The following is a 22,259-nucleotide window of genomic DNA, read 5'->3' as shown; positions in this document are numbered from 1 at the left end:
CGCGTAATGCGAATGGGCTTTTTCCATATTAGTTATCTTCGGTATAGAATCCGGGATATACTTCTGTTGGCGCAAGATGCGCTTCTTGAAACGGCCTTTTTTCTCGGTTGTAGATTTTCCATGTGCGAAGACGGGTTTCTATGTGCTGGACCACAAGCCAAGGATCATTTTCTAAAATCCTTTTTTCTTCCCACGGGTTTATTCTTCGCAGGAAAAACAAGTCGTCTAATGGATCTTGCGCAAACGATTCTATTAGTTTTCTGTTTGTCTCAACAGCGATTTTTGTCCGCTGTGCCTTACAGCTTTTTATTTCCCAGATGGGTTTTCCGGCAAGAATGAATTTTCTTGCCTCGCCCGCCACACCGGACCCCCATTTTCCGTCAAGAAATGTTTGGCATACGCACGCGCTTTGCGCGTCTGCTGTCAGCATCGGTTTTAGGACAATTTCATAAAAATAATTCATTCCTCCGTGCTTGCCGTCCTTGTCCGCCGGTTGTTCGCGTTTGAATCTTTCATATCCCTCCTGATGATGCGGCTGGTTCGGGTCCTCAATTTTTATTTCACGGATGCCGCGAAAAGTATGGGCAATCAATTGACGAAGCGCCTCTTCCAGAGGCGTGTCATAGGTGTTCAGGGTGTGCGCAAAATAGATTTCAAGGCGCTTTGGCTCGGATGTTTTAGTTCCGGACATTTTCTTTTTCCCCTCCGCATTTGTTTTCTCATTTAAGTTTGTGCTAAGCGTTTTTATTTGTCAATAAATATTTTCCGATCGCAAATTTTATTAATTGTTTTTTTAAGATATACTGAAAGGAGATTAAGAATCTTGACAGAAGCAAGATATGAAAGGAGGCGGCCAATGCCTAATAAACGTCGGCGGGGCGGCGGCAGAGAAAACCCTCCTCCCTCCATTGTACCCTTGCTGACTCTCGGCTATATGGGCGAGTGTGCTCTTTTTCCGGGCGATGTATACATTCCGGAGATATTTTCCGTCGGCATGAATGTGCGCGCCGAAGCGTATAAAGAGTACAGACAGGCGCTTGTTGATACAAGATGGGCTATTGTCGTACCCATTTTACGAGACGAGCATAGTATGCAACATCTTGGCGTCGGCACATTGGCGCGTTTACGCAGCATACGAATGCAAAAAGACGGCAATATGTCATTTCAGGTGAAGGGGGTGTTCCGAGTAAGCTTTGCCGTGTATGGAGCGAACGATAAATATGCCGGCGCTCCGTTTTATAAATGGGAAAAAAAGGCGGAGTTTCCGATATCCAAATACGAAGCGAGCCAAGATGAATTTCATGCCGCGCTCGATATGTTTCAGAAAAATTTTGAGGAATTTCGCCAGACCTACGACCTTGATTCATTTTTAGGCGAGACGGCGTTTTATCAAAATGCCCACTCATATATGGAAAACCTTACTCCGGATACGGTTGCCCTTGCGGTGGATTCCGTGATGAATCTTTTCAATCAGATGAAGATAACAACTGCTAGCGGTGAGCCCGTACCTTTGACATTTCCGTCGTCCGTGATACTGCAAGAAGAGCGCGTTTTTTTTCGTCTTAAACGGATGGTCCTTCTGTTGAATGATCTGTTGTCTATTTATAACAAAGAGACGGAAGAGCCGATTGAATATTTAGAAGACACGCAAGAGGAGCCGGAAAAACAAGGCGCGAAAGATCTCAGTTCGCCAGAAAAGAAAATCGATATTAAAGAACCGGTTTCTACGGAGCGAGAAAAACAAATGGCTAGAGAGGGCCTAAGATATCTTGAAGACCAGCCAAGAATTCAAAAGGAACATATGTATAAAAGGTTTGAGGAATACTATCAGGAAATTGTAAAAAAAAGAAAAGAGCGAGAAAAAAAAGAAAAAGAGTCATAAACAGGACTCGTAAAGAGCCCTGTTTTTTGTTATGATGTAAAAATGTCCAATCCGTTACCGGATTATCTTTTGCGAACCGGAGTTTTGGGCGCCGGGAAAATTTTGGAGGCCTTCGGCGCGATTGACCGCGCTGATTTCGTGCCCGAGGAATTAAAATCGTCCGCCTACGCCGACGAGGCCTTGCCCATTGGAGAAGGACAGACTATTTCCCAGCCATATACCGTCGCGTTTATGCTTAATCTTCTTGATCCGCAGGCGGGAGACAAAATTATGGATGTTGGCGCCGGTTCCGGCTGGCAGACCGCGCTTTTGGCTTATGTCGTGGGGGAAAGCGGCAAGGTTTTCGCCGTTGAGCGTGTGCCGGAACTTTGCGAATTTGGCAGAACAAATATCGCGAAATATAATTTTTTGGAGAAGGGCGTTGTGGAGTGGATGTGTCAAGACGCTTCGGTCGGGCTTCCCGACAGAGCTCCTTTTGACGGTATTATTGTCGCCGCAAGCATAGTGGATTACAAAGTGCCGAAAATGTGGGAGGAACAATTAAAAATCGGCGGGAAAATGGTCGTGCCCATAGGTAATTCTATTTGGCTTTTTATCAAACAAGCCGACGGAACATTGCGCAAGCGTGAATTTCCCGGTTTTGCTTTCGTGCCGTTTATAAAAGGCAAGGAATAAATTCGAAATGAATGAAATTGATTTAAAAATAAAAAAGTTGGCAATGCTCACCGGCGCGGTTTTATTTGTTATTTCTTTCGCGGCCTATTCTGTTTTTTCTGTTTCATCCGGCTTCGGCAAAAATCGTTTAATAACCATAAAACAAGGCGAGGGTTTGAGTAAGATAGCCGCCAATTTCAACGAAGAAAATATTATAAAGTCCCCTTTTGTTTTCAAATTTTTGGTTTTTATTTTTTCCGGCCAGAAAAATATCAAGGCCGGAGATTATTTTTTTGACGAGCCGCTTTCGGCTTTCGGAATCGCGCGCCGAATAACCGGCGGTATTTACGGGCTCTCGCCGACTCGCGTGACGATTCTGGAGGGTTGGACCGTCTGGCAGATGGGCGGACTTTTTGAAAAACTCGGATTTTTCAGCCGTAAGGACTGGATGCGTTTTGCCGAAAAAGAAGAAGGTTATCTTTTTCCGGACACTTATTTTTTCCTGCCGAACACTTCGCCCGAAAAGATAATAGGGATTATGCGAGATAATTTTAACGCAAAGGCGTCGCCTTTGCTGCCTGAAATTGAAAAAAGCAGGCGGGATTTTGAAGATGTCGTAGTTATGGCTTCAATTATAGAAAAAGAGGCAAGTGATTTTGAAGACGAAAAAATAATTTCCGGCATTTTGTGGAAACGGCTTGAGGCCGGAATGGGTTTGCAAGTGGATGCGGCTCTTACTTATATAACCGGAAAATCTTCAGCGGAACTTACTGAAAAAGATTTGGCAATGGATTCGCCCTACAATACTTATAAATATCGCGGTCTTCCGCCAACTCCCATAGGCAACCCTGGACTGGACGCGATTCGCGCCGCGATTTATCCCGAAAAAACTTTATATTGGTATTATTTGCACGGCAAAGACAGCGAGCCCAGATACGCAATAACATTTGAAGAGCACGTGTCGAATAAGCGCGCATACTTGCGATAAGGCCATTTTTACTTCATAATAAAAAGTTATGAAAAGGCCAAAAGTATTCGTAGCGATGTCGGGAGGAGTTGATTCTTCGGTCGCAGCCGCTTTGCTTAAAAAAAGCGGAAAGTTTGAAGTGGTTGGATGCCATATGAAGTGCTGGTCGGCGTGGGACCAGTGCAGTGTTGAGAAAGACGCTGAAGATGCGAGGGCGGTTGCCGAAAAACTGGAAATACCATTTTATATTTTTGATTTTGAGAAAGAATATCGCGAGCGCGTCTTTAATTACATGGTGCGTGAGTATGCTGTTGGCAGAACGCCAAACCCGGATGTATTTTGCAACTCGGAAATAAAATTCGGTATTTTTTTGGAAAAAGCTCTGGCGCTTGGCGCGGACTTTGTGGCGACGGGGCACTACGTCCGAAAATCAGAAATCAGAAATCAGAAATCCGAAATAATATCTAACCCCCAAATCCTAAATAAAAGAAATGTTTTGAATTTGGAAAATTCGAATTTGGAATTTGTTTCGAGTTTCGATATTAGTGCTTCGAATTTTTCTTTGCACGCTGCGCGCGATAGCGCGAAAGACCAAAGTTATTTCTTGTGGCGTCTTACGCAAAATCAGTTCAAACACGCCTTATTTCCGATAGGGGATTATCTAAAAAGCGAAATCAGAGAAATGGCGAGGAAATTCGGACTGCCGACAGCCGATAAAAAGGATTCCCAAGGTCTTTGTTTTGTGGGGAAGGTTGATTTTAGCGATTTTTTACGCGAAATTTTACCAAAAAATCCGGGGCCGATTGCGACTACCTCCGGAAAAATAATAGGCGAGCACGACGGCCTTAATTTTTACACTTTGGGGCAAAGGCACGGAATTAAAATCGGCGGCACCTCCGAGCCGCTTTATGTTGCCGCGAAAGAAGCCGCAACTAACACCCTCATTGTCGCTGAAGGAGATTTAGACCCCGCGCTTTACGAAAAAGAAATTGAAATCACTGATATAAATTGGATTGGAGGAATTAAACCAGAGCTTCCGTTAAATTGCGAATCGCGCATCCGTTACCGCCAGCCCCTTCAAAAATGTGGACTTCGGAAGTCCACGGACGGGGGGAAGGTAAGGGTTGTTTTTAATGAGCCACAAAAAGCCGCAACCCCTGGCCAATCGGCTGTTTTTTATAAATGTGGAGAAATGCTCGGCGGCGGAATAATAAAATAATCCATTCCAAATACTAGTAACATATTTCTAACAATTGTCAGAAATATGTTACTGGGTTTAACTTAATGCCGATTGACGTCAAATTCTTTTTGTACATGTTTTAAATTATCTCTTTTATAAAAAATATTTTGACATAAGAGGTCAAGCGAAGTTCTCTTATAATTTCCTCGGTTTCTCTGTGCGTGTCATAGGGGCACACCCAAACACTCTTTTGAAGTTGTTGATATCCAAGCCACCTTAAACGATCTCGCAAAACGTGTCTTATCGTCCCTAATTTTGCAGGTATGTCAAATATAACCATAATCCAAGATCCGTCTTTGCGTTTTTTCTTCTCGCCAAACTTTCTTTTTGTCAGTAAAACCTTTTTCTTGCCTTTGGGCGTTAAAAGCACTCCCGTTGTTCCTTCCAGAGCTTTGGTTTTTATATAACCCCGATTTTGTAAGTACATCATAAACTGGCTGAATTTTCGTCTGGCGTTTTCCTTCTTGTACTCGTGCCGCAAACGTCTGGTGTCGGGGTAAACAGTTTCGGACATCGTTCCCGGCCCGATAAAGTCAACCACATCATCCGCCTTTTCTATCAGATCGTATAATTTCCACAAAAACTTATCAGTAATAGGCAATTTTTTCATATAAATCATATGGTAACATATTTCTGACAATTGTATCAAAAGATGTTACTTTGGATATTCTGTTGGATATTCTGTATGTTTCTTGCCCGTTTCAACGCGGGTTGTTTTTTGCTATTATAAATATATAAATGACTTCCCAAGAAATAAGAGAAAAATTTTTGGATTTTTTCAAAAAAAGAGGACATACGGTTAGACCGTCTTCTTCGCTTATACCCGACGACCCCTCGGTGCTTTTTACCACAGCCGGAATGCAGCAATTTAAGCCGTATTTTACGGGCGAAGCCGATCCGATGCGCGATTTCGGCTCGCTCAATACTGTTTCAATTCAAAAATCAATGCGCACCTCGGATATTGATGAAGTGGGCGATGAATCGCATCTTACCTTTTTTGAAATGCTGGGACATTTTTCTTTCGGGGATTATTTTAAAAAAGAAACTATAAAGTGGACTTACGAATTATTGACCGAAGTTTTTAATATTGAGTCCGGGAGGATTTCAGCCACAGTTTTTGCAGGTGATGAAAAAATTCCATTTGACTCGGAGTCATACGAGGCCTGGTCCAAATTTTTACCTTCGGACCATATCCGCAAAGGTCCGCGTAAGGATAACATTTGGGGACCGGCCGGGGCCGAGGGACCGTGCGGAGCGGCAAACGAGGTGTATGTTGACGATTTGGAAGTAGCGACCCTTGTTTTTATGGAATATTTTTGCGCCAAAGACCAGAGTTTAACTTTACTGCCGCAAAAGGGCGTTGATGTCGGGTGGGGATTTGAACGTTTGGTGATGCTGGTTCAAAAAAAGAAAAATATTTTTGAGACGGATTTATTTGAGCCGACCATAAATGCGATTAAAATCTCGGAAAAGTACGATAACATTCGTGTGAAAAGAATAATAGCCGACCATATCCGAGCGGCCGCCTTTTTGATTTCGGATGGAGTTTTGCCTTCAAACAAGGAACAGGGTTATGTTTTACGCCGACTTATGCGCAGGATAATATTTTACGGCGCGAATATCGGGGAAGTTATAAAAATTATCGTTGAAAACGAAAACTATGCGCATTATAAACTTGACGCGGATGCGATAATTGCCGTCTTGAGCGAAGAAAAAGAAAAATTTTCCAAAACGCTTGAACACGGGCTTAAGGAACTGGAAAAGCAGAACGCCATTAACGCCAAAATTGCCTTTGATTTATACCAGACATACGGCCTGCCTTACGAGATCATTAAAGAGGTCGGGGGAGAAAAAGCGGCGAAGCTCAAAAGAGAGGATTTTGACAAGGAATTTGCGCGTCATCAGGAAATTTCAAAAGCGGGGCAAGAAAAAAAATTCGGCGGGCACGGGCTTATTCTGGATACGGGCGAGCTGAAAGCGGGGAGTGAGGAAGAATTGCAAAAAGTTACAAGATTGCATACGGCGACCCATCTTTTGCAAGCCGCGCTTCGCGAGGTTTTGGGCAAGGATGTTAAACAAATGGGCTCGGACATCACGCCAGAACGCGCGAGGTTTGATTTTTCATTCGGGCGCAAACTGACTTCCGAAGAATTGAAAAAAATTGAATCGCTTGTAAATAAGATGATAGAAAAAAATTTAAATGTTAAAATGAAAGAGATGGATTATGAAGAAGCGGTTAAGTCTGGAGCATTATCATTTTTCAAGCATAAATACCCTAAAAAAGTTAAGGTTTACAGCATCGGCGTTGGTGATAATTTGATTTCCCGCGAGTTATGCGGCGGACCGCATGTGGCTAAAACCGGCGAGATAGGCAAATTTTCAATTATCAAAGAGGAGGCGGTGGCTTCGGGGGTGCGCCGTGTTAGAGCCGTTATAAAATAACCTAAATGTTTTTATTCGGCGCGGGAAAATCGGTAAAGCAAAAGCTGATTTTTGACATAGGAAGTTCCAGGGTAAATTGCGTCCTGGCGTCTTTCGGCTCCGGAGAAAAGATAGATGTTAAAAGGTTGTTTCGGTCCGAAAATGTGATTATGCCGGAAGTGAATTTACGCGGTCTCTGGCGAAAAATATACGCGTTGATTGAGAATGTGATGTGGGAATATGAGAAAAGCGGCCGGAAAGCCGATGAAGCGATGGTCGTTTTTTCTTCGCCGTGGTATTTTTCCGATTCACGTTTAGTGTCTAAAAAATTTGACCCGCCAATTGTTATAGATAAAAAATTTATCGCCGAAATTATGCTTGCGCAAGAAAATAGTTTTAAAAAAGACACATCTTCTTATTTCGGCTTCTTGCAGGAAGATTTGGCTTTGACGCGTTCACTCATAATGAGCGCTAAATTAAACGGTTATCCGGTCCGGGAGCCGCGTCAAAATATTTTAGGCAAACGGGCTGTGGAATTTTTCGTCTCAATTTATATCTCAGCCATTTTTAGCGAAGCGGCCGCCGGCATAAAAAAACTTCTTGAAAATCACGGCGTTAAATCCACGGAGTTCAGAAGCTCGCCGCGGGTTCTTTTCGATATCTTTCTGCGAGAGGGCTATAAAGATTTATTCGTTGTGGATATCGGAGGAGAGATAACCGATTTAATTTTAATTAAAGGCGGCCAGATGTTAAAAATGGCTTCTTTCGGCCGAGGTATTAATTACGTGGCGCGCCGTGTCGGTTCGGCGCTGCGCCTGGATTTAAACGAAGTTTCGGAGCTGATTTCAAATTATATGGAAAATAAACTTGATGATAAATTTAAAAGATCTCTTGAGGTGGTATTGAAAGAAGCGGTCAAAGAATGGCAGAATTTATTTAAAGAGGCGCTGGAAAAGCGCGTACTGCCGGACTTGGCGCCCGAAAAAATTATGTTGACCGGCCATGGAAAAATATCCGCATTCCACGAAGCTTTGAGTGACCCGTCTTTCAAGCGTTACACCGCGCACGGCCGTTCATTTTCAATCATTGAACAAACATCTGATAAGATGAAGGGGTTTTTTAAAAATTATGACCAAATTTTAGATAAACCCTATTTGGATTTAATTGGATTTTATTTGATTTATGCCGCAAATTATGCCGCAAAATAATAATTTTATTCGGGATATTATTCCGGCCGCTACTTCCGCGAGGCCTCCGGAAAAACCGGAAAAAAGAAAGGAGGAAGTAAAAAGAAAGGCAATAAAAATAAGGCCCAGTCGTTTCAAGTTTATTGTTTCTTTCGTTATTTTGTACGCCGCAATTCTGGCGACGCTTAACTTTTTTTCCAGAGCCGAAGTCAATGTGGTTTTGAAAAACGAAGATTTTGACGTCAATCGCGTTTTATCCGCTGGGAGCGCCGGATCAGAAATGCCGGCCGAGAAGGTTGTTTTTCAAAATCATGCCGAGTCAAATGCTTTGACCTCCGAATCCAAAGATTTTAGCGAAAAAGCCTCCGGATTAGTTATCATTTATAATGCCTACAGTTCCGAGCCGCAGATTTTAGTCGCCCAAACCCGTTTTGAATCCACAGACGGAAAAATTTACAGGATAGCGAAAGAAATCGTCGTTCCGGGCGCGAAAATTATTGACGGCAAGATAGAGCCGAGTTCTTTGGAAGTTCGGGTTTTTGCCGATAAGGCTGGCGAAGAATATAATATAGGGCTTAATGATTTCAGTGTTCCGGGGTTTAGCGGCAGTCTTAAATACGGCAAATTTTACGCTCGTTCCAAAACGCCCATGTCCGGAGGTTTTACGGGAAGAGCCAATGTCGTTTCTGAAAATGACGTTGAAGCGCTGAAGAAGACAATGGAAGAAAAATTAAGAAGCGATCTTTATTCCAAAATGCAATCCGAAATTCCGGGTGAATTTTTAGTGCCGGAAGGGGCTTACCAGTATGAAATAAAAGTTGTTTCGGTTGAACCGGCGATAAAATCCAAAGCCGACGAATTTAAACTGACGCTTGAAGGCAATTTAAAAGCCATTTTCATCCGCAGAGGCGACATTAAAAATAAAATTTTGGACGGCTATAAAAGCGATCCGGATTTTAACAGCATTGATATACCTAATTTTGGAGACTTGAAAGTTTTGGCGGCAAACGTGGATTTTAATTCATCGGCGTTGAAATTAACGGTGGCCGGTTCGGCAAAAGCCGTCTGGAATATTGAATCGCCGCGTTTGGCCGAAGAGCTGGCTTTGGCCGCCGGGGCTGCCGAAAGACTGAAAATTTTTGAGCGTTATCCGCAAATAAGAAGGGCGGAAATATTTTATAAGCCGTCTTGGTGGAGAATTTTTCCGGATACAGCCGATAAGGTGCTTATATCCGGTTCCTATTAAAGGCTTGACTTAATTATTCTTTTGATTTAGGATAGAATCTGTATATTTTAATGGCCGCAGATAAAGAAAATAAGGAAATTAAGCTTGGAACTGTTATTGAAGCTTTGCCGGACACTATGTTCCGTGTACAGCTTGATGACGGTCCGGTATTGCTGGCATATCTTGCCGGCAAGATGCGCCATTTCAGAATAAAAGTTCTGATTGGCGATAAAGTAAAGCTTGAATTAAGCCCTTATGATCAGACCAGGGGCCGAATAATACAAAGATTATGAAAGTCAGGGCATCGGTTAAACCAATATGTATGAAGTGCAAAGTTGTAAGGCGCAAGGGTCGGGTGCGCATAATTTGTTCAAATCCCAAGCATAAGCAGAAACAGGGTTGATTTTTTTATGGTTAGAATAGCTGGGGTCAATATACCAGATAAAAAGCGCGCGGAGTTCTCTCTTCCGTATATTTACGGCGTCGGTAAAACTCTGGCCGTAAAGATATTAAATGAGGCCAAGATTGACCCCGCTAAACAAGCCGGCGCCCTTACGGCCGACGAGCTGAACCGCATCCGCTCTATTCTAGAAAAATCCCATCGGGTTGAGGGGGATTTGCGCCGTAAAATATCATCGGACATAAAACGTCTCAAAGACATTAAAAGTTATCGCGGGATGCGCCATTCCAAAAATTTGCCGGTTCGCGGTCAAAGGACGCGCACTAATTCGCGAACCAGAAGGGGCAATGTCCGTCGCACGGCCATTAGCGGAAAACGCAAGGTTGAGAAGAAATAAGAGAACATGGGAAAAAAACGAGTTATAAAAAAGACAACCGGAGGAGTGGACCACGAGTTAAGGGCTCGCGCCGTGGGGCGTTTGCCCAAAAAAAAGCTGGAAAAGGGAGTTTTAAATATCCAGGCGACCTATAATAACACCATGCTGACGCTTACTGATGAAAAAGGAAACGCGATTATATGGGCATCAAGCGGGTCTTTAGGTTTTAAGGGCGCCAGAAAGGGCACTCCTTATGCGGCTTCCAAAGTCGCCGAGCTTGTAGCTGAAAAGGCAAAGATGATAGGTTTAAAAAGCGTAAATATAAATGTTAAAGGAGTTGGTGCCGGCAGAGAATCCGCGGTTCGCTCTTTTTTGGGCCAAAATATAAACTTAGACGTCATTAGAGATGTGACGCCGATTCCTCATAACGGTCCCAGACCCCCTAAACCAAGGCGAGTATGACTTCTAGAATTACTTGTAAAATATGCCGTAGGCTTGGATTTTCAGTTTGCGGCCGCCAAAATTGCGCTTTAAAGCGAAAACCTTATCCGCCGGGAGTGCATGGACGTTCAAAGGCCGGCTCGCGCAGGCGTTCGGCGTCTTCGGAATACGGCAGTCAGCTTAAAGAAAAGCAGAAGGTTAAATTTCTGTACGGTTTGAGGGAAAAGCAGTTCGGAAATCTGGTTTCAAAAGCTATTGCCGCCAAAAGCGCCGAAACTTCAAGGCGCATCATTGAACTTTTGGAAACAAGGCTGGATAATGTGGTTTATCGCCTCGGCTTTGCGACATCAAGAAACGCCGCACGCCAGATGGTCGGGCACGGCCATATTTTAGTTGACGGCAAAAGGACAACAATTCCTTCTCGCCAGCTCAAGGTCGGGAAAATCGTGTCCTTGAGGCCTCAAAGTCTGGACCGGGGCATTTTCCGCGATTTGGATTTGCGTTTGAAAAAATCTCAGATTCCGTCATGGCTTTCTTTGGATCAGGGCAAACGTGAAGGCCGAATAGTCGCCCTGCCGTCAAGCGCTGAGGTTGATACCGGCGCAAACCTCAACTCGGTTATTGAATTTTATTCGCGTTAATAAAAATTATAAAATAAAATAATTTTATGGAAGTTTCAATCGTTTTGCCATCAAAGCCCAGAATAGTTTCGGAGGAATCGTCCGACAAGGGCGTTTATGAAATTGACGGCCTTTACCCCGGGTACGGCCATACTTTAGGCAATAGTTTGCGGCGCATTCTTTTGTCTTCTCTGCCCGGAGCCGCGGTTACCAAAGTAAAAATTGAGGGTGTGGCGCATGAATTTTCAACCATTCCCGGCGTAAAAGAAGATGTTATCGCCATTTTGCTCAATCTTAAGAAGCTTCGTTTCAGAATGGCTACCGATGAAACTCAAACCGTTAAATTAAAAACCAAGGGGGCCAAAATTATTAAGGCCGAGGACTTGGATTTGCCCGGGCAAATTGAAATTGCGAACCCCGACCAGATTATAGCTACTCTTACTGACAAAAGCGCCGCGCTTGAAATGGAATTAATCGTTGAAAGGGGCTTGGGCTATGTGCCCAGAGATGTTTTGCAGAAAGAAAAGGCCGAAGTCGGCGAAGTTGTGCTGGATGCCGTTTTTACTCCAATTCGCCGGGTAAATTACGAGGTGGAAAATATGCGCGTGGGAGATCGCACCGATTTTAATCGTCTGCGTCTTTCCATTCAGACGGATGGCACCATTGTTCCTCGCCTGGCTCTGGAGGAAGCTATTAAAATTATGATTAACCAGCTGAAAGCCATTGTTGGTTTTAAAGAGCCGGAAGAAGAAATTGAAAAAGTGGCGGATGAACAGCCGAAAAAAGAGGCGGAGCTTTCGGAAAGCGAAGTTGCAGGGGAAGACAGAAATAAAGTCCGGATTGAAGATTTGGATTTGTCCGAGCGCATAACCAAGGCGCTAACGGAAGCCAGCATAAGAACCGTTGGCGGTTTGGTGCGCAGAACATCCCGCGACCTGATGAGTTTAGAAGGCATAGGCGAAAAGGCTTTGACCGAGATAAAAAGGGCGGTTGGCAAGTTGGGACTAACTCTTAAGGATTAAGTTAAGGAATTTAAAAAAATTTGCATGCGTCATCGTAAAAAAGGCAGGAAATTCGGACGAGTGAGAAAAACGCGCAAGGCTTTTTTAAAGTCGGTGTTGCGTTCTTTCGTTGAACGCGGCAAAATAGAAACCACTTTAGCCAGAGCGAAAACGGTGGGGTCATTGGCCGAAAAACTGGTGACCAAAGCGAAAAAAGGGGGACTGTCCAAGCGGCGCGAAATAATGTTTTGGCTTACGCCGTCCCAGACCTCTAAAATTTTGGAAATCTCGCAGGCATTTAAAAATCGCCGCGGCGGATATACCAGAATTACGCGTACCAGACGCAGGGAACATGATAAAGCCGAGATGGCGATTTTGGAATTTGTAAAATAAATAAATATGCCCGAGACAAAAAACAGCCAAAAAGTAGTTGTTATAGATTTAAAAGGTGCGTCCTTGGGACGCGCGTCTTCAGCCGTTGCCGCGGCCTTGAGAGGGAAAAACAGCGCGGACTTTGCACCCAATAAGAAAGCAAAAATTAAGATTGAAATAAAAAATCTGGATCAACTAAGGATAAGCGATAAGAAAGCGGGCCAAAAATCGTATAAACGCTACAGCGGTTATCCGTCGGGCCTTAAGAAAATTACGCTCGGCGAACTTTATAAAAAAAATCCCAAAGAAGTTTTTATCAAAGCGGTTAAGGGCATGTTGCCGAATAACAAATTACGCAGAGATTTTATAAAAAATATTATTTTTTCATAATGCCGGTAAAAAAAGCAAAAATCGCAAAAATTGGAAAAAAGACCGCCATAAAAAAGACGGCCGAAACAGCTCCGGTTATTAAAGCCGGGCGATACACCGAAGCCGTGGGCCGCAGGAAAACTTCAACGGCAAGAGCCCGCGTTTTTTCGGGCAGAGGCGAGATAAAAATAAACGACCGAGATTTGCAGAGCTATTTTCCCACGGAAGAGACACGGCGGATAGTTGAAGATCCTTTTAAGAAAACCAAACTTGACGGCTCTCTTTCCGCTTCGGTAAAAGTGTTCGGAGGCGGTTCGCATTCGCAAGCCGAAGCCGTAAGGCACGCTCTCGCGCGGGCTCTGGTTCTGCAAGACGCCGAGTTAAAGAAGAAGCTTAAGAGGGTTGGTTTTTTGAAGCGCGACCCCCGGATGAAAGAACGCCGTAAATTCGGACTGAAGAAAGCCCGTAAAGCGCCGCAGTGGAGCAAACGATAATTCGCGGCCGATAAAACGCAAAACCCTCCGCATGGCGGAGGGTTTAAGGTTTTATGTCCTCTGTTTTTATTTTTAGCTTTTTGGCCATTTTTCTTTCCCATGTCGCGCCAGCCGAACTTTGCCAGCCCGGAATGAAATCAAGTTTTTTTACTTTTCCGGATTTGAAAATAGAGCCGTAAAATTTTTCAAGCAGACGGTTTTCATCTTCGCGGCGCGCTGATTTGGCAATACGATGCAGGTGCGGCTCAAAAGGCAATTGATCGAACACGATTCTTCCTTCCGAGGCCAGTTTTTTTATGTATTTTCGGAGCGCTTTTGTATTTTTTGTTAAAGACCCGAGTCCGCCCGAGGTCAGGGGGCCGCAGACCATTTCAGCCGGTTGGGGCATTCGGTCAATTATTCTTAAAGCAACTTCGGCGAGCTTCTCAAATGTTTCGGCTGATTTTGCTTTCGATACATCCCTTTTCGTCCAGTACTTATTCAAGGGGAATGCCCTCCTTCTGAATGAAAATCAATCTGGGAAGATTATATCAAGAAATGCGATAAAAGTAAAGATTTTAGCACTCTTGACCCCATTAGATAACTTCTTATCTAACGGGGCGAGACTCATTGCAATTCGGCTTTTGTTAACGCAGTTGTCTGAAGAAGGAGATTAACTCCGGTTAGCACTCTTGACATAAGAGTGCTAATTTGTATAATGGAGATTATATGCCGGATATATTGCTTAATGAACGAGAAAGCAGAATTCTGGATTTTCTTGTTCGCGATTTCATAAAGACGGCCGAGCCTGTTTCGTCTTTGCGCATACGCGAAGGAATGAATCTTAAAGAAAGTCCGGCCACCATACGCAATATCGTGGCTGATTTGGACGAAGACGGTTTTTTTGAACAGCCCCACATTTCATCCGGACGCATCCCGACCGATAAAGCTTATCGTTACTTCGTGGATAATTTAATGTCCGAGCACGATCTTAATATCAATGTTGCTTCAAGAATACGGCAGGCGGCATTGCGCGAAAATGAAAATATCGGGCGCGTTTTTTCCGAATCACTCCGCCTTTTGAGTTTACTTTCCGACGATGATAAACATTTTGAGGGATGCGGATTTTCAAATTTACTTAAAGAGCCTGAGTTTCAAAATAACGAATCGGTGCGTGATGCCGGTTATCTTATTGATAACGTTGAAGATATAATGAGTCTTTATCGCGCGCGGGCCGGAAATAATCGTGAAGTTTTTATCGGCCGCGAGAATCCGATAAGTCATAGCCAGGAATTCGGCGTCTGTTATCTGGATTCGCGAAGGGGCGGCCGGCGGCAGACAATTTTGCTGATAGGCCCCAAAAGAATGAATTATGAAAGAGTTTCCAATTACATAAATTATTTTTTGGATGAATTTTAAATAAATGAAAAAAAACGAAGAAAATATTGATCCGGAAATCATTGAAGAAGAATTTGGGCCCGAAGCCGAAAACAAAGTTAAGAAATTAAAAGATGAACTGAAAGAATGCCGTAAAAATTCCGCCGAATTCCTTGCCGGATGGCAAAGAGCCAAGGCCGACTTGATAAACAGCCGCAAGGATGAGGAAAAAGCCGGAGAGGATATCGTAAAATACGCCAACAGCATGCTTTTATACGAAATGCTTAACGTTTTGGACAGTTTTGAAAAAGCTTTGGCCGAACCTGGTCCGGAAGACGGGTGGAAAGATGGTTTGCGCCATATCCGTAATCAGCTTTTGCAGATAATGCGCGGCTGCGGCGTCAGAGAGCTGGAAGTTGAAGACGAAATTTTCAATCCGGCCGAGCACGAAAGCGTTGCCGAAGAAGAAGTTTTGGACAAAGATAAGGACCAAATTGTTTTGCGGGTTGTTCAAAAGGGATATAAAATTCATGATAAGATTTTAAGGCCGGCTAAAGTTAAAATAGGAAAGTTTCAAGTTAAAAAATAAAATTTAAAAATAAAAATTATTATGGCAAAAATTTTAGGCATAGATTTGGGCACTACTAATTCGGCTATGGCTTTTGTTGAAGCCGGAGAACCCAGAATCATAGAAAACTCGGAGGGCAACAGGACCACGCCGTCAATTGTCGCGATTTCCAAAACCGGTGATCGTTTGGCGGGTCTTTTGGCCAAACGGCAGTCCGTAACCAACCCTAAAAATACAATTTTTTCGGTAAAGCGCCTGATAGGGAGGAAATTCAAGGATGAAGAGGTTCGGCATGATAAAGCTCTCCTACCCTACGAATTACGCGAATCAGCCAACGGCGGAGTTGAGGTTAAAATGTCCGCATCTTCCGGAGAAGAAAAATGGTTCAGGCCCGAGGAAATTTCGGCAATGGTTTTGGCTAAACTTAAGTCGGATGCCGAAGCCAAACTCGGAGAAAAAATAGATGAAGCCATAATCACGGTTCCGGCGTATTTTGACGATTCGCAGCGCAAAGCCACTAAAGACGCCGGTGAAATAGCCGGATTCAAGGTCCGCCGGATTTTGAATGAGCCGACGGCCGCCGCGCTGGCCTACGGCCTCAATCGGAAAAAGGACGAAAAAATCGTTGTCTATGATTTTGGCGGCGGAACTTTTGACGTCTCGGTTCTTGAAATAGGGGATAATACCATTGAAGTTCGAGCCACGGACGGCGATACCCATTTGGGAGGGGACGATTTTGACCAAAAAATAATTTCCTGGATTATCAGCGAGTTTAAGAAAGATTCGGGGATAGATATTGCCAAAGACACTCTGGCTTTGCAGCGGCTTAGGGAGGCAGCCGAAAAAGCAAAACACGAACTTTCAAGTACAGCCGAAACCGAAATTAATATTCCTTTTATCACTTCGGACTCAGCTGGCCCCAAACATCTTCTTTTGAAATTCAGCAGGGCAAAGCTTGAATCACTAGTCGTAGAATACATAAACAAATCCATTGAAATTACGCGAAGGGCCATTGAAGCCGCCGGCCTTAAACTTTCGGATATCAACGAGATTGTTTTGGTGGGAGGACAGACGCGGATGCCCGCGATGCAGGAAGCCGTAAAAAATCTTTTCGGGAAAGAGGCCAATAAGACTATAAATCCTGATGAAGTCGTAGCGGCAGGAGCTGCGGCGCAAGGAGGGATATTGCAGGGTGATGTCAAGGACGTTTTGCTTTTGGACGTAACTCCGCTTTCTTTGGGAATAGAAACTTTGGGCGGAGTTTCAACCAAAATAATAGAAAAAAATACCACGATTCCGGTTTCGCGCTCACAGGTTTTTTCAACCGCCGCCGACAACCAGACGCAAGTAGAAATTCATGTTTTGCAGGGGGAGCGCGAAATGGCTCAAGATAATAAGACTCTTGGCAAGTTCATTCTTGATGGCATTGCGCCCGCGCCCAGGGGTTTGCCACAAGTTGAAGTGTCTTTTGACATTGACGCCAACGGCATTTTGAACGTTAAAGCCAAAGATAAAGCCACGGGCAAAGAGCAATCCATCCGCATTGAGGCCTCTTCGGGCCTGGCCAAAGACGACATTGAACGGATGAAAAAAGACGCCGAACTCCATGCCGCCGAGGACCGCAAAAAAAGGGAATTGATTGATTCCAGAAACGCGGCCGACGCTCTTATTTACACGGCCGAAAAGGCCGTGCGGGACGCCGGAGACAAAATTGGCGAAACGGAAAAGAAAGCCGTTGAAGACGCCGTTGAAAATCTCAAGAAAATAAAAGATTCCGGCTTGGACGCCTCGGAAATCAAAAAAGCCGGCGAAGAATTATCGCGCTCGCTTTCAAAAATAGGAGAGGCCATTTATAAAGCCCAACCAAAAGAGGACTCCAAGAAAGACGGCGATAACGGCGAAACGAAAGACGTTAAACACGAGAATGTGGATGACAAAAATTCTAAACCCTAAATTTTAAATTAAGATGAAAGATTATTATAAGGTTCTTGGCGTTGAAAAAGGCGCCGAAAAAGAAGAGATTAAAAAGGCCTATAGGCGCCTCGCTCATAAGTACCATCCGGATAAAAACGGCGGGAGTGATGCCGAATTCAAGCATATAAACGAAGCTTATTATGTTCTGGGCGACGACCGGCGCAGAGAAGAATATGACCAATTCGGCTCTTTTCCCGGGGGAGGAGCCGGAGGATTTCAAGGCAGGGGTGATTTTGGTTTTGAAGAAATCTGGAAAAACTTCGGAGGCGGTTTTAATGGCGCTGTCGGAGGAGACTTCGCCGACATTTTTGAAAATTTTTTTGGTTTCGATTTTTCGGGACGTCAGAGACAGTCAAGAGGGAGGGATATTTCAATTGATATTATTTTGCCTTTTCATGACGCCATTTTTGGGACGACGCGAAAAATTCTTTTGACCAAAAAAAGTTCTTGCCAGGTTTGCCGCGGAACCGGAGGAAAAGACGATGAGGCGTCAAGCTGTATTACTTGTTCCGGTTCAGGAACCGTGCGCGAAACAAAAAGGTCTATCTTCGGAACTTTTACCAGTCTTTCCGAATGTCCGAAATGCCGCGGCCGCGGCGAGGTGTTTAAAAATCCGTGCAAGACCTGCGGAGGCGCGGGTATAGTCCGCAGGCAAGACGAGATAGAAATCGCGGTCCCGGCCGGCATAAATAACGGTGAAATGATAAGAATAACCGGCGCGGGCGAGGCTAAACAAAACGGTTTGTCGGGCGATCTTTACGTAAAAGTTCAGGTTGAACCGCACAAAAGATTCAGGCGCGAAGGTGATAATTTGCTGGCGGATGTTGATGTTTCTTTGACCGACGCTTTGCTTGGTTCAAAAAAAGAGATAGAGGCCTTGGATGGAAAAATAAAAATAGAAATTCCTGCCGGTGTTGATTCTGAAAATATTTTAAGAGTCCGCGGCCGCGGCGTGCCTAAACAAAGAGGAGGAAGAGGGGATTTGCTTTTCAGAGTTAAAGTCAAAAATCCCAAAAAATTATCCAAAAAAGCCAGAGAAATTATTGAGGAATTGAAAAAAGAGGGGTTATAAAGTGTCCGCCCACCAGGAATCCGTCCGCCAGCTGGCGGACTAGAACCTGTCGCGCTTCGCGCTCCTTAAAACCTTGCGGTTTTAATATTTCCACTACGGGGAAACTCCCGTTTCCCCGACCCCCTTCCCGGGTTCGATTCCAGTGAAAAACAGATAAATAAAAACAAACCCAAGTTTTGGGTTTGTTTTTATTTAAGTCCGCCCACCAGGAATCGAACCTGGAACCTTCTCCTTAAAAGGGAGCTGCTCTACCAATTGAGCTATGGGCGGAATTATTTATTTTAACATTTTATAGCGGTTTTACAAGGCATAAAATGCGGTTTTGACGCTATTGACAAAATATTGTTGCCGTAGTATAATCTAATATAAACACTGGGTCGTCAAGATTTTTGTGTTTCCGCTATAGAATAAATTAATGGCCAAAAAGAATCCTGAAGGGTTTAAAGAAGCTCTAAAACTTTTTAAAGAGTCGGCGCGAATAGTGCCGGCTTATGGGTCGTTTTTGCGAAAACACGGCGTAAATCCGGTAAAAGTCAATTCATACGCTGATTTTGTTAAAGTGCCCGCGACTGACAAACCTCATTATTTGAGAGCCTTTGATTTTTTTGATTTGTTCCCCAAAAGTAAAGTTCCGCCGATGATTTCAGCAAGTTCCGGCTCTTCGGGCAAACCGTTTTACTGGCCCAGAGGCGAGGAGCAGGAAAAAGTTGGCGGTCGTCAGCATGAAAGGATTTTTAGGGATATTTTCGGCGTCAAAAAAGAAGACCGGACTTTGGTTGTTGTTTGTTTTTCCATGGGCACTTGGATTGCCGGCTCCTTTACCATGACATCAGTTCGGTGGCTGGAAAAACAAGGGTATAATATCTCCGTAATCACCCCTTCAATTGAAAAAGAAGACGCGGTTAACATTTTGCGCGATCTCGCGCCGATTTTTGACCGGATTATTCTTGCCGGATACCCGCCCTTTTTAAGAGATGTTATTGAAGAAGCAAGGGCCCAAAAAGTAAACATAAAAAATTTGAGATTAAATCTGCTTTTTGCCGGAGAAAATTTTTCCGAAAAATACCGCGCCATAATTCATCAAATTTCGGGAATTAAAAACGGTTTTAACGGTTTTAGCGGTTCGGTGAGCATTTACGGCACGGCGGACGCCGGAGCAATTGGACACGAAACTCCGGCAACTATTTTGATAAGAAGGACGGCGTTTGAAAATAAATCGTTTGCAAAAACTCTTGGTCTGGATTCTTTTATTCCGACCATAGTGCAGTATGACCCCAGGCATGTATTTTTTGAGATGGCCGAAGGCGAGCTTTTATTTACCGCGCGCGCAGGCATTCCGCTTATGCGTTATAACATCCATGACACCGGACGAATAATCGGCCATGAAGATATGCGCGTTATTTTGAAAAAGGCCAATATTCTGGATAGGGCAAGGGCTTTGGGATTTGAAAAATGGAAGTCGCCCTTCATCTTTCTTGGCGCGCGTTCGGATGTCGCCACCACGTTTTACGCTTTAAACATTTATCCCGAAAACATAAAAGTCGGCCTTGAACGCAAAAATGTTTATAAATTTGTTACCGGGAAATTTATAGCCTATACCCGCCTCTTTAGAAATGGGCGCGACCAGAAACTCTTCATAGAAGTTGAGCTTGCGCGCGGCGTAAAGCCGGCTCCGAAACTTTTGGCCAAGATTCGTCAAAGCGTTTTTGAGGGGCTTACCAGCAAGAATATGGAATATAGAAAACTAAACCGTTCCATAGGCGCGAAAGCTCTGCCGAATATAATTTTGGCGCAGTTTGGCGATCCGCGTTTCGTCGTAAGAAAATCCAAGCACAAATGGTCTAAAAGGTAGTTATATTTAATTAAAGCTTCAGAAACAGTAAATAAAAAAACCGCTCTTGCGGGGCGGCTTATAGTTTAGCGTATTTATCCATTAAAGCCGCCGCACGTAATTTAATATCATTGCCCTACGCATGCCGCTTAGCTCCCCGATTTTTAAAGTGAATCTAGATAAAAGTATACTGGCTAATCGGAAAAAATCAAAATAATTTTATTCCTCGTTTGCCTTTTTTATTAACCCGTGCTATCATTAATTTGTAATGAAACGAAGAGATGTTCAATTGGAACTGAATCAGGCGCATACGACTATTGAAGTTTTTATGAAAGCCTACAATCAAACTTTGCCCCAGGGGTTTCCGGTTGTATCTGTATCAATGCTCAAAAAATTTCAGGAGATTTATCCTGCGCTCTTTTCCGTTAAAGGCGGGTCCGCCTCCGGAGGAAAAAATAAAGAAGAGTGGTCAATTGAAAAACATAGAAAAAAGCTGATGGACTGGCTGCCGGCGCATATAAATGAATCCTAAATCCGTTTTTGAAACATTCGGCGGCTTGGGTATAGCGCCCGCGCTTTTGGATATTATCGCGCGCTACAAATTTCAGGAGCCGACGCCCATTCAGCGCCAAGCTATTCCTATTGCGATTGAGGGTAAAGATGTAGTCGGTATAGCCCAGACCGGCACGGGTAAAACCCTTGCTTTCGGCATTCCGATGATTCAGATTCTGGCGCGCTCCAAAGGCCAAGGCCTAGTGCTTTTGCCTACGCGCGAACTTGCTTTGCAGGTGGACGTGGAGCTGAATAAAATCGGGCGCTCGTTCGGATTGAAAACAGCGGTGCTCATAGGCGGACTTTCTTTAAAACCGCAGATAGCGATGCTGGCTCGCAATCCTCATATTATTATCGCGACGCCGGGCCGTCTGCTTGACCACCTTGAGCACAGAACCGCGAAGCTGGATAAAATAAATATTCTTGTTCTTGATGAAGCGGACCGCATGCTTGATATGGGATTTGAGCCGCAGATAAGGCGTATTTTGCATTCGCTTCCTAAAAACCGCCAGACCATGCTTTTTTCAGCCACGCTTCCGCAAGAAATTATGAAAATAGCATCCAGCTATATGCGCCTTCCGATTCGGATTGAAGTCGCGCCTCCGGGGACAACGGTTCAAAGTGTTGCTCAAGAAATTTTTGTAGTTAAAAAAGAAGATAAGCTCTGGCTTCTTGAAAAAATTCTTAATGAATACAAGGGTTCGGCTCTGGTTTTTACCCGTACGAAATACGGCGCGAAAAAAGTGGCTTATCGCGTGAAAATTATGGGGCATCGGGTTGCTGAAATTCATGGCAACCGTTCGCTCGGCCAACGCAGAGACGCGCTTGAAGGGTTTAAATCCGGCAAATATCGGGTGTTGGTCGCAACCGATATTGCCTCTCGCGGCATTGACGTGCAGGGTATTGAGCTTGTGCTTAATTTCGATCTGCCCGAGCAAGCCGAAGATTACGTGCATAGAATCGGGCGCACCGCCCGCGCGGGCCGCGAAGGACACGCTATATCTTTTGCCATGCCTGACCAGAGAAAAGAGGTTGGCGCCATAGAATTTTTGATAAAAAAGAATCTGCCGATTTCAAAATTGCCCGGGACGCCTCCAGAACGCCGCCAACAAATAACTTTGCCATCAGGAGGACAGCCTCAATTTGGAGGGAACAGACCGCCTCAAAAAAAATTCCCTCCGCGTTTCAATCGCCGCGGCTCATCCCGCAATTTTAAGCCGAGGAGATAGTTTATGAATTGGAAACTATATAGATTTG

The 22,259-nt window shown here is 44.2% G+C and carries 26 protein-coding genes and 1 tRNA gene; 23 read left to right on the top strand and 4 right to left on the bottom strand.

The genetic code is table 11. The features are described 5' to 3' along the window. Positions 1-28: 28 nt before the first annotated feature. Positions 29-691, bottom strand: a complete 663-nt coding sequence (locus tag HYY55_01200) for a hypothetical protein (protein QQG46446.1) — start codon at positions 689-691, stop codon at positions 29-31. A gap of 165 nt (positions 692-856) precedes the next feature. Between HYY55_01200 and HYY55_01195 the strand changes: the two genes are divergently transcribed. Genes HYY55_01195 through HYY55_01180 form a run of 4 tightly spaced genes read left to right on the top strand, consistent with a single transcriptional unit; the run spans position 857 to position 4,722 of the window. Then, positions 857-1,882, top strand: coding sequence for a hypothetical protein (locus tag HYY55_01195; protein QQG46445.1), 1,026 nt, complete (start codon positions 857-859; stop codon positions 1,880-1,882). Between the two features lie 42 nt (positions 1,883-1,924). Then, positions 1,925-2,557, top strand: a complete 633-nt coding sequence (locus HYY55_01190) for a protein-L-isoaspartate O-methyltransferase (GenBank protein QQG46444.1) — start codon at positions 1,925-1,927, stop codon at positions 2,555-2,557. A 7-nt stretch (positions 2,558-2,564) separates the two neighbouring features. Beyond that, complete coding sequence (mltG, locus tag HYY55_01185; GenBank protein ID QQG46443.1) at positions 2,565-3,524, top strand: endolytic transglycosylase MltG; 960 nt, start codon at positions 2,565-2,567, stop codon at positions 3,522-3,524. A 28-nt stretch (positions 3,525-3,552) separates the two neighbouring features. After that, positions 3,553-4,722 (top strand): tRNA-specific 2-thiouridylase, encoded by a 1,170-nt coding sequence (locus HYY55_01180; GenBank protein ID QQG46442.1) that lies wholly within the window; start codon positions 3,553-3,555, stop codon positions 4,720-4,722. 100 nt (positions 4,723-4,822) lie between these two features. On the opposite strand, the gene HYY55_01175 is transcribed toward HYY55_01180, so the two are convergent. After that, positions 4,823-5,353 (bottom strand): hypothetical protein, encoded by a 531-nt coding sequence (locus tag HYY55_01175; GenBank protein ID QQG46441.1) that lies wholly within the window; start codon positions 5,351-5,353, stop codon positions 4,823-4,825. A 128-nt stretch (positions 5,354-5,481) separates the two neighbouring features. Here HYY55_01175 and HYY55_01170 point away from each other — a divergent pair, with 128 nt between their 5' ends. The 12 genes from HYY55_01170 to rpsI are packed head-to-tail and all read left to right on the top strand — an operon-like array spanning position 5,482 to position 13,649. After that, entirely contained in the window at positions 5,482-7,185 is a 1,704-nt protein-coding gene (locus HYY55_01170; protein QQG46440.1) for an alanine--tRNA ligase, read from the top strand. A 5-nt stretch (positions 7,186-7,190) separates the two neighbouring features. Then, a complete protein-coding gene (locus tag HYY55_01165; GenBank protein ID QQG46439.1) occupies positions 7,191-8,372 on the top strand; it encodes a hypothetical protein in 1,182 nt (393 codons plus the stop codon). Next, a complete protein-coding gene (locus HYY55_01160; GenBank protein QQG46438.1) occupies positions 8,359-9,597 on the top strand; it encodes a hypothetical protein in 1,239 nt (412 codons plus the stop codon). The genes HYY55_01165 and HYY55_01160 overlap by 14 nt, the downstream gene beginning before the upstream one ends. Before the next feature lie 50 nt (positions 9,598-9,647). Then, a complete protein-coding gene (infA, locus tag HYY55_01155; protein ID QQG46437.1) occupies positions 9,648-9,869 on the top strand; it encodes a translation initiation factor IF-1 in 222 nt (73 codons plus the stop codon). Further along, entirely contained in the window at positions 9,866-9,979 is a 114-nt protein-coding gene (gene rpmJ, locus HYY55_01150) for a 50S ribosomal protein L36 (GenBank protein ID QQG46436.1), read from the top strand. Before infA ends, rpmJ begins: the two co-directional genes overlap by 4 nt. A gap of 7 nt (positions 9,980-9,986) precedes the next feature. After that, complete coding sequence (gene rpsM / locus HYY55_01145; GenBank protein QQG46435.1) at positions 9,987-10,373, top strand: 30S ribosomal protein S13; 387 nt, start codon at positions 9,987-9,989, stop codon at positions 10,371-10,373. 6 nt (positions 10,374-10,379) lie between these two features. Continuing rightward, positions 10,380-10,814 carry a 30S ribosomal protein S11 gene (gene rpsK, locus HYY55_01140; GenBank protein ID QQG46434.1) on the top strand — a complete coding sequence of 145 codons (435 nt, stop codon included), beginning with the start codon at positions 10,380-10,382 and terminating at the stop codon, positions 10,812-10,814. After that, entirely contained in the window at positions 10,811-11,434 is a 624-nt protein-coding gene (gene rpsD, locus HYY55_01135; GenBank protein QQG46433.1) for a 30S ribosomal protein S4, read from the top strand. The genes rpsK and rpsD overlap by 4 nt, the downstream gene beginning before the upstream one ends. A gap of 26 nt (positions 11,435-11,460) precedes the next feature. After that, positions 11,461-12,435, top strand: a complete 975-nt coding sequence (locus HYY55_01130) for a DNA-directed RNA polymerase subunit alpha (protein ID QQG46432.1) — start codon at positions 11,461-11,463, stop codon at positions 12,433-12,435. Between the two features lie 24 nt (positions 12,436-12,459). Beyond that, positions 12,460-12,807 carry a 50S ribosomal protein L17 gene (gene rplQ, locus HYY55_01125; protein ID QQG46431.1) on the top strand — a complete coding sequence of 116 codons (348 nt, stop codon included), beginning with the start codon at positions 12,460-12,462 and terminating at the stop codon, positions 12,805-12,807. A 6-nt stretch (positions 12,808-12,813) separates the two neighbouring features. After that, positions 12,814-13,176 (top strand): 50S ribosomal protein L13, encoded by a 363-nt coding sequence (gene rplM, locus HYY55_01120; protein ID QQG46430.1) that lies wholly within the window; start codon positions 12,814-12,816, stop codon positions 13,174-13,176. Further along, positions 13,176-13,649: a 30S ribosomal protein S9 gene (gene rpsI / locus HYY55_01115; GenBank protein QQG46429.1), complete on the top strand. Its 474-nt coding sequence runs from the start codon at positions 13,176-13,178 to the stop codon at positions 13,647-13,649. Before rplM ends, rpsI begins: the two co-directional genes overlap by 1 nt. Positions 13,650-13,692: 43 nt before the next feature. On the opposite strand, the gene HYY55_01110 is transcribed toward rpsI, so the two are convergent. Further along, positions 13,693-14,133 carry a DUF4406 domain-containing protein gene (locus HYY55_01110; GenBank protein QQG46428.1) on the bottom strand — a complete coding sequence of 147 codons (441 nt, stop codon included), beginning with the start codon at positions 14,131-14,133 and terminating at the stop codon, positions 13,693-13,695. A 224-nt stretch (positions 14,134-14,357) separates the two neighbouring features. Between HYY55_01110 and HYY55_01105 the strand changes: the two genes are divergently transcribed. From HYY55_01105 to dnaJ, 4 genes are read left to right on the top strand one after another with little or no spacing between them, the layout of a single operon-like run. Continuing rightward, positions 14,358-15,047, top strand: a complete 690-nt coding sequence (locus tag HYY55_01105; protein ID QQG46427.1) for a hypothetical protein — start codon at positions 14,358-14,360, stop codon at positions 15,045-15,047. Positions 15,048-15,051: 4 nt separating this feature from the next. Further along, positions 15,052-15,594, top strand: coding sequence for a nucleotide exchange factor GrpE (locus tag HYY55_01100; protein QQG46426.1), 543 nt, complete (start codon positions 15,052-15,054; stop codon positions 15,592-15,594). Positions 15,595-15,615: 21 nt separating this feature from the next. After that, positions 15,616-17,526 (top strand): molecular chaperone DnaK, encoded by a 1,911-nt coding sequence (gene dnaK / locus HYY55_01095; GenBank protein ID QQG46425.1) that lies wholly within the window; start codon positions 15,616-15,618, stop codon positions 17,524-17,526. A gap of 13 nt (positions 17,527-17,539) precedes the next feature. Then, positions 17,540-18,619, top strand: coding sequence for a molecular chaperone DnaJ (dnaJ, locus tag HYY55_01090; GenBank protein QQG46424.1), 1,080 nt, complete (start codon positions 17,540-17,542; stop codon positions 18,617-18,619). 197 nt (positions 18,620-18,816) lie between these two features. Here the strand turns inward: dnaJ and HYY55_01085 are convergent. Beyond that, a tRNA-Lys gene (locus HYY55_01085) sits at positions 18,817-18,889 on the bottom strand. Positions 18,890-19,034: 145 nt separating this feature from the next. Here HYY55_01085 and HYY55_01080 point away from each other — a divergent pair. The 3 genes from HYY55_01080 (at position 19,035) to HYY55_01070 (ending at position 22,231) form a co-directional block, all read left to right on the top strand. After that, a complete protein-coding gene (locus HYY55_01080) occupies positions 19,035-20,471 on the top strand; it encodes a phenylacetate--CoA ligase family protein (GenBank protein ID QQG46423.1) in 1,437 nt (478 codons plus the stop codon). 247 nt (positions 20,472-20,718) lie between these two features. Beyond that, positions 20,719-20,982: a hypothetical protein gene (locus tag HYY55_01075; GenBank protein ID QQG46422.1), complete on the top strand. Its 264-nt coding sequence runs from the start codon at positions 20,719-20,721 to the stop codon at positions 20,980-20,982. Next, on the top strand, positions 20,972-22,231 hold the full coding sequence (locus HYY55_01070) for a DEAD/DEAH box helicase (GenBank protein ID QQG46421.1): 1,260 nt from the start codon (positions 20,972-20,974) through the stop codon (positions 22,229-22,231). The genes HYY55_01075 and HYY55_01070 overlap by 11 nt, the downstream gene beginning before the upstream one ends. Positions 22,232-22,259: the final 28 nt, after the last annotated feature.

This window comes from Candidatus Niyogibacteria bacterium, assembly GCA_016432485.1.
Classification (GTDB): domain Bacteria; phylum Patescibacteriota; class Minisyncoccia; order HO2-45-28; family HO2-45-28; genus HO2-45-28.
This window is presented reverse-complemented; position numbering and strand designations above follow the sequence as displayed.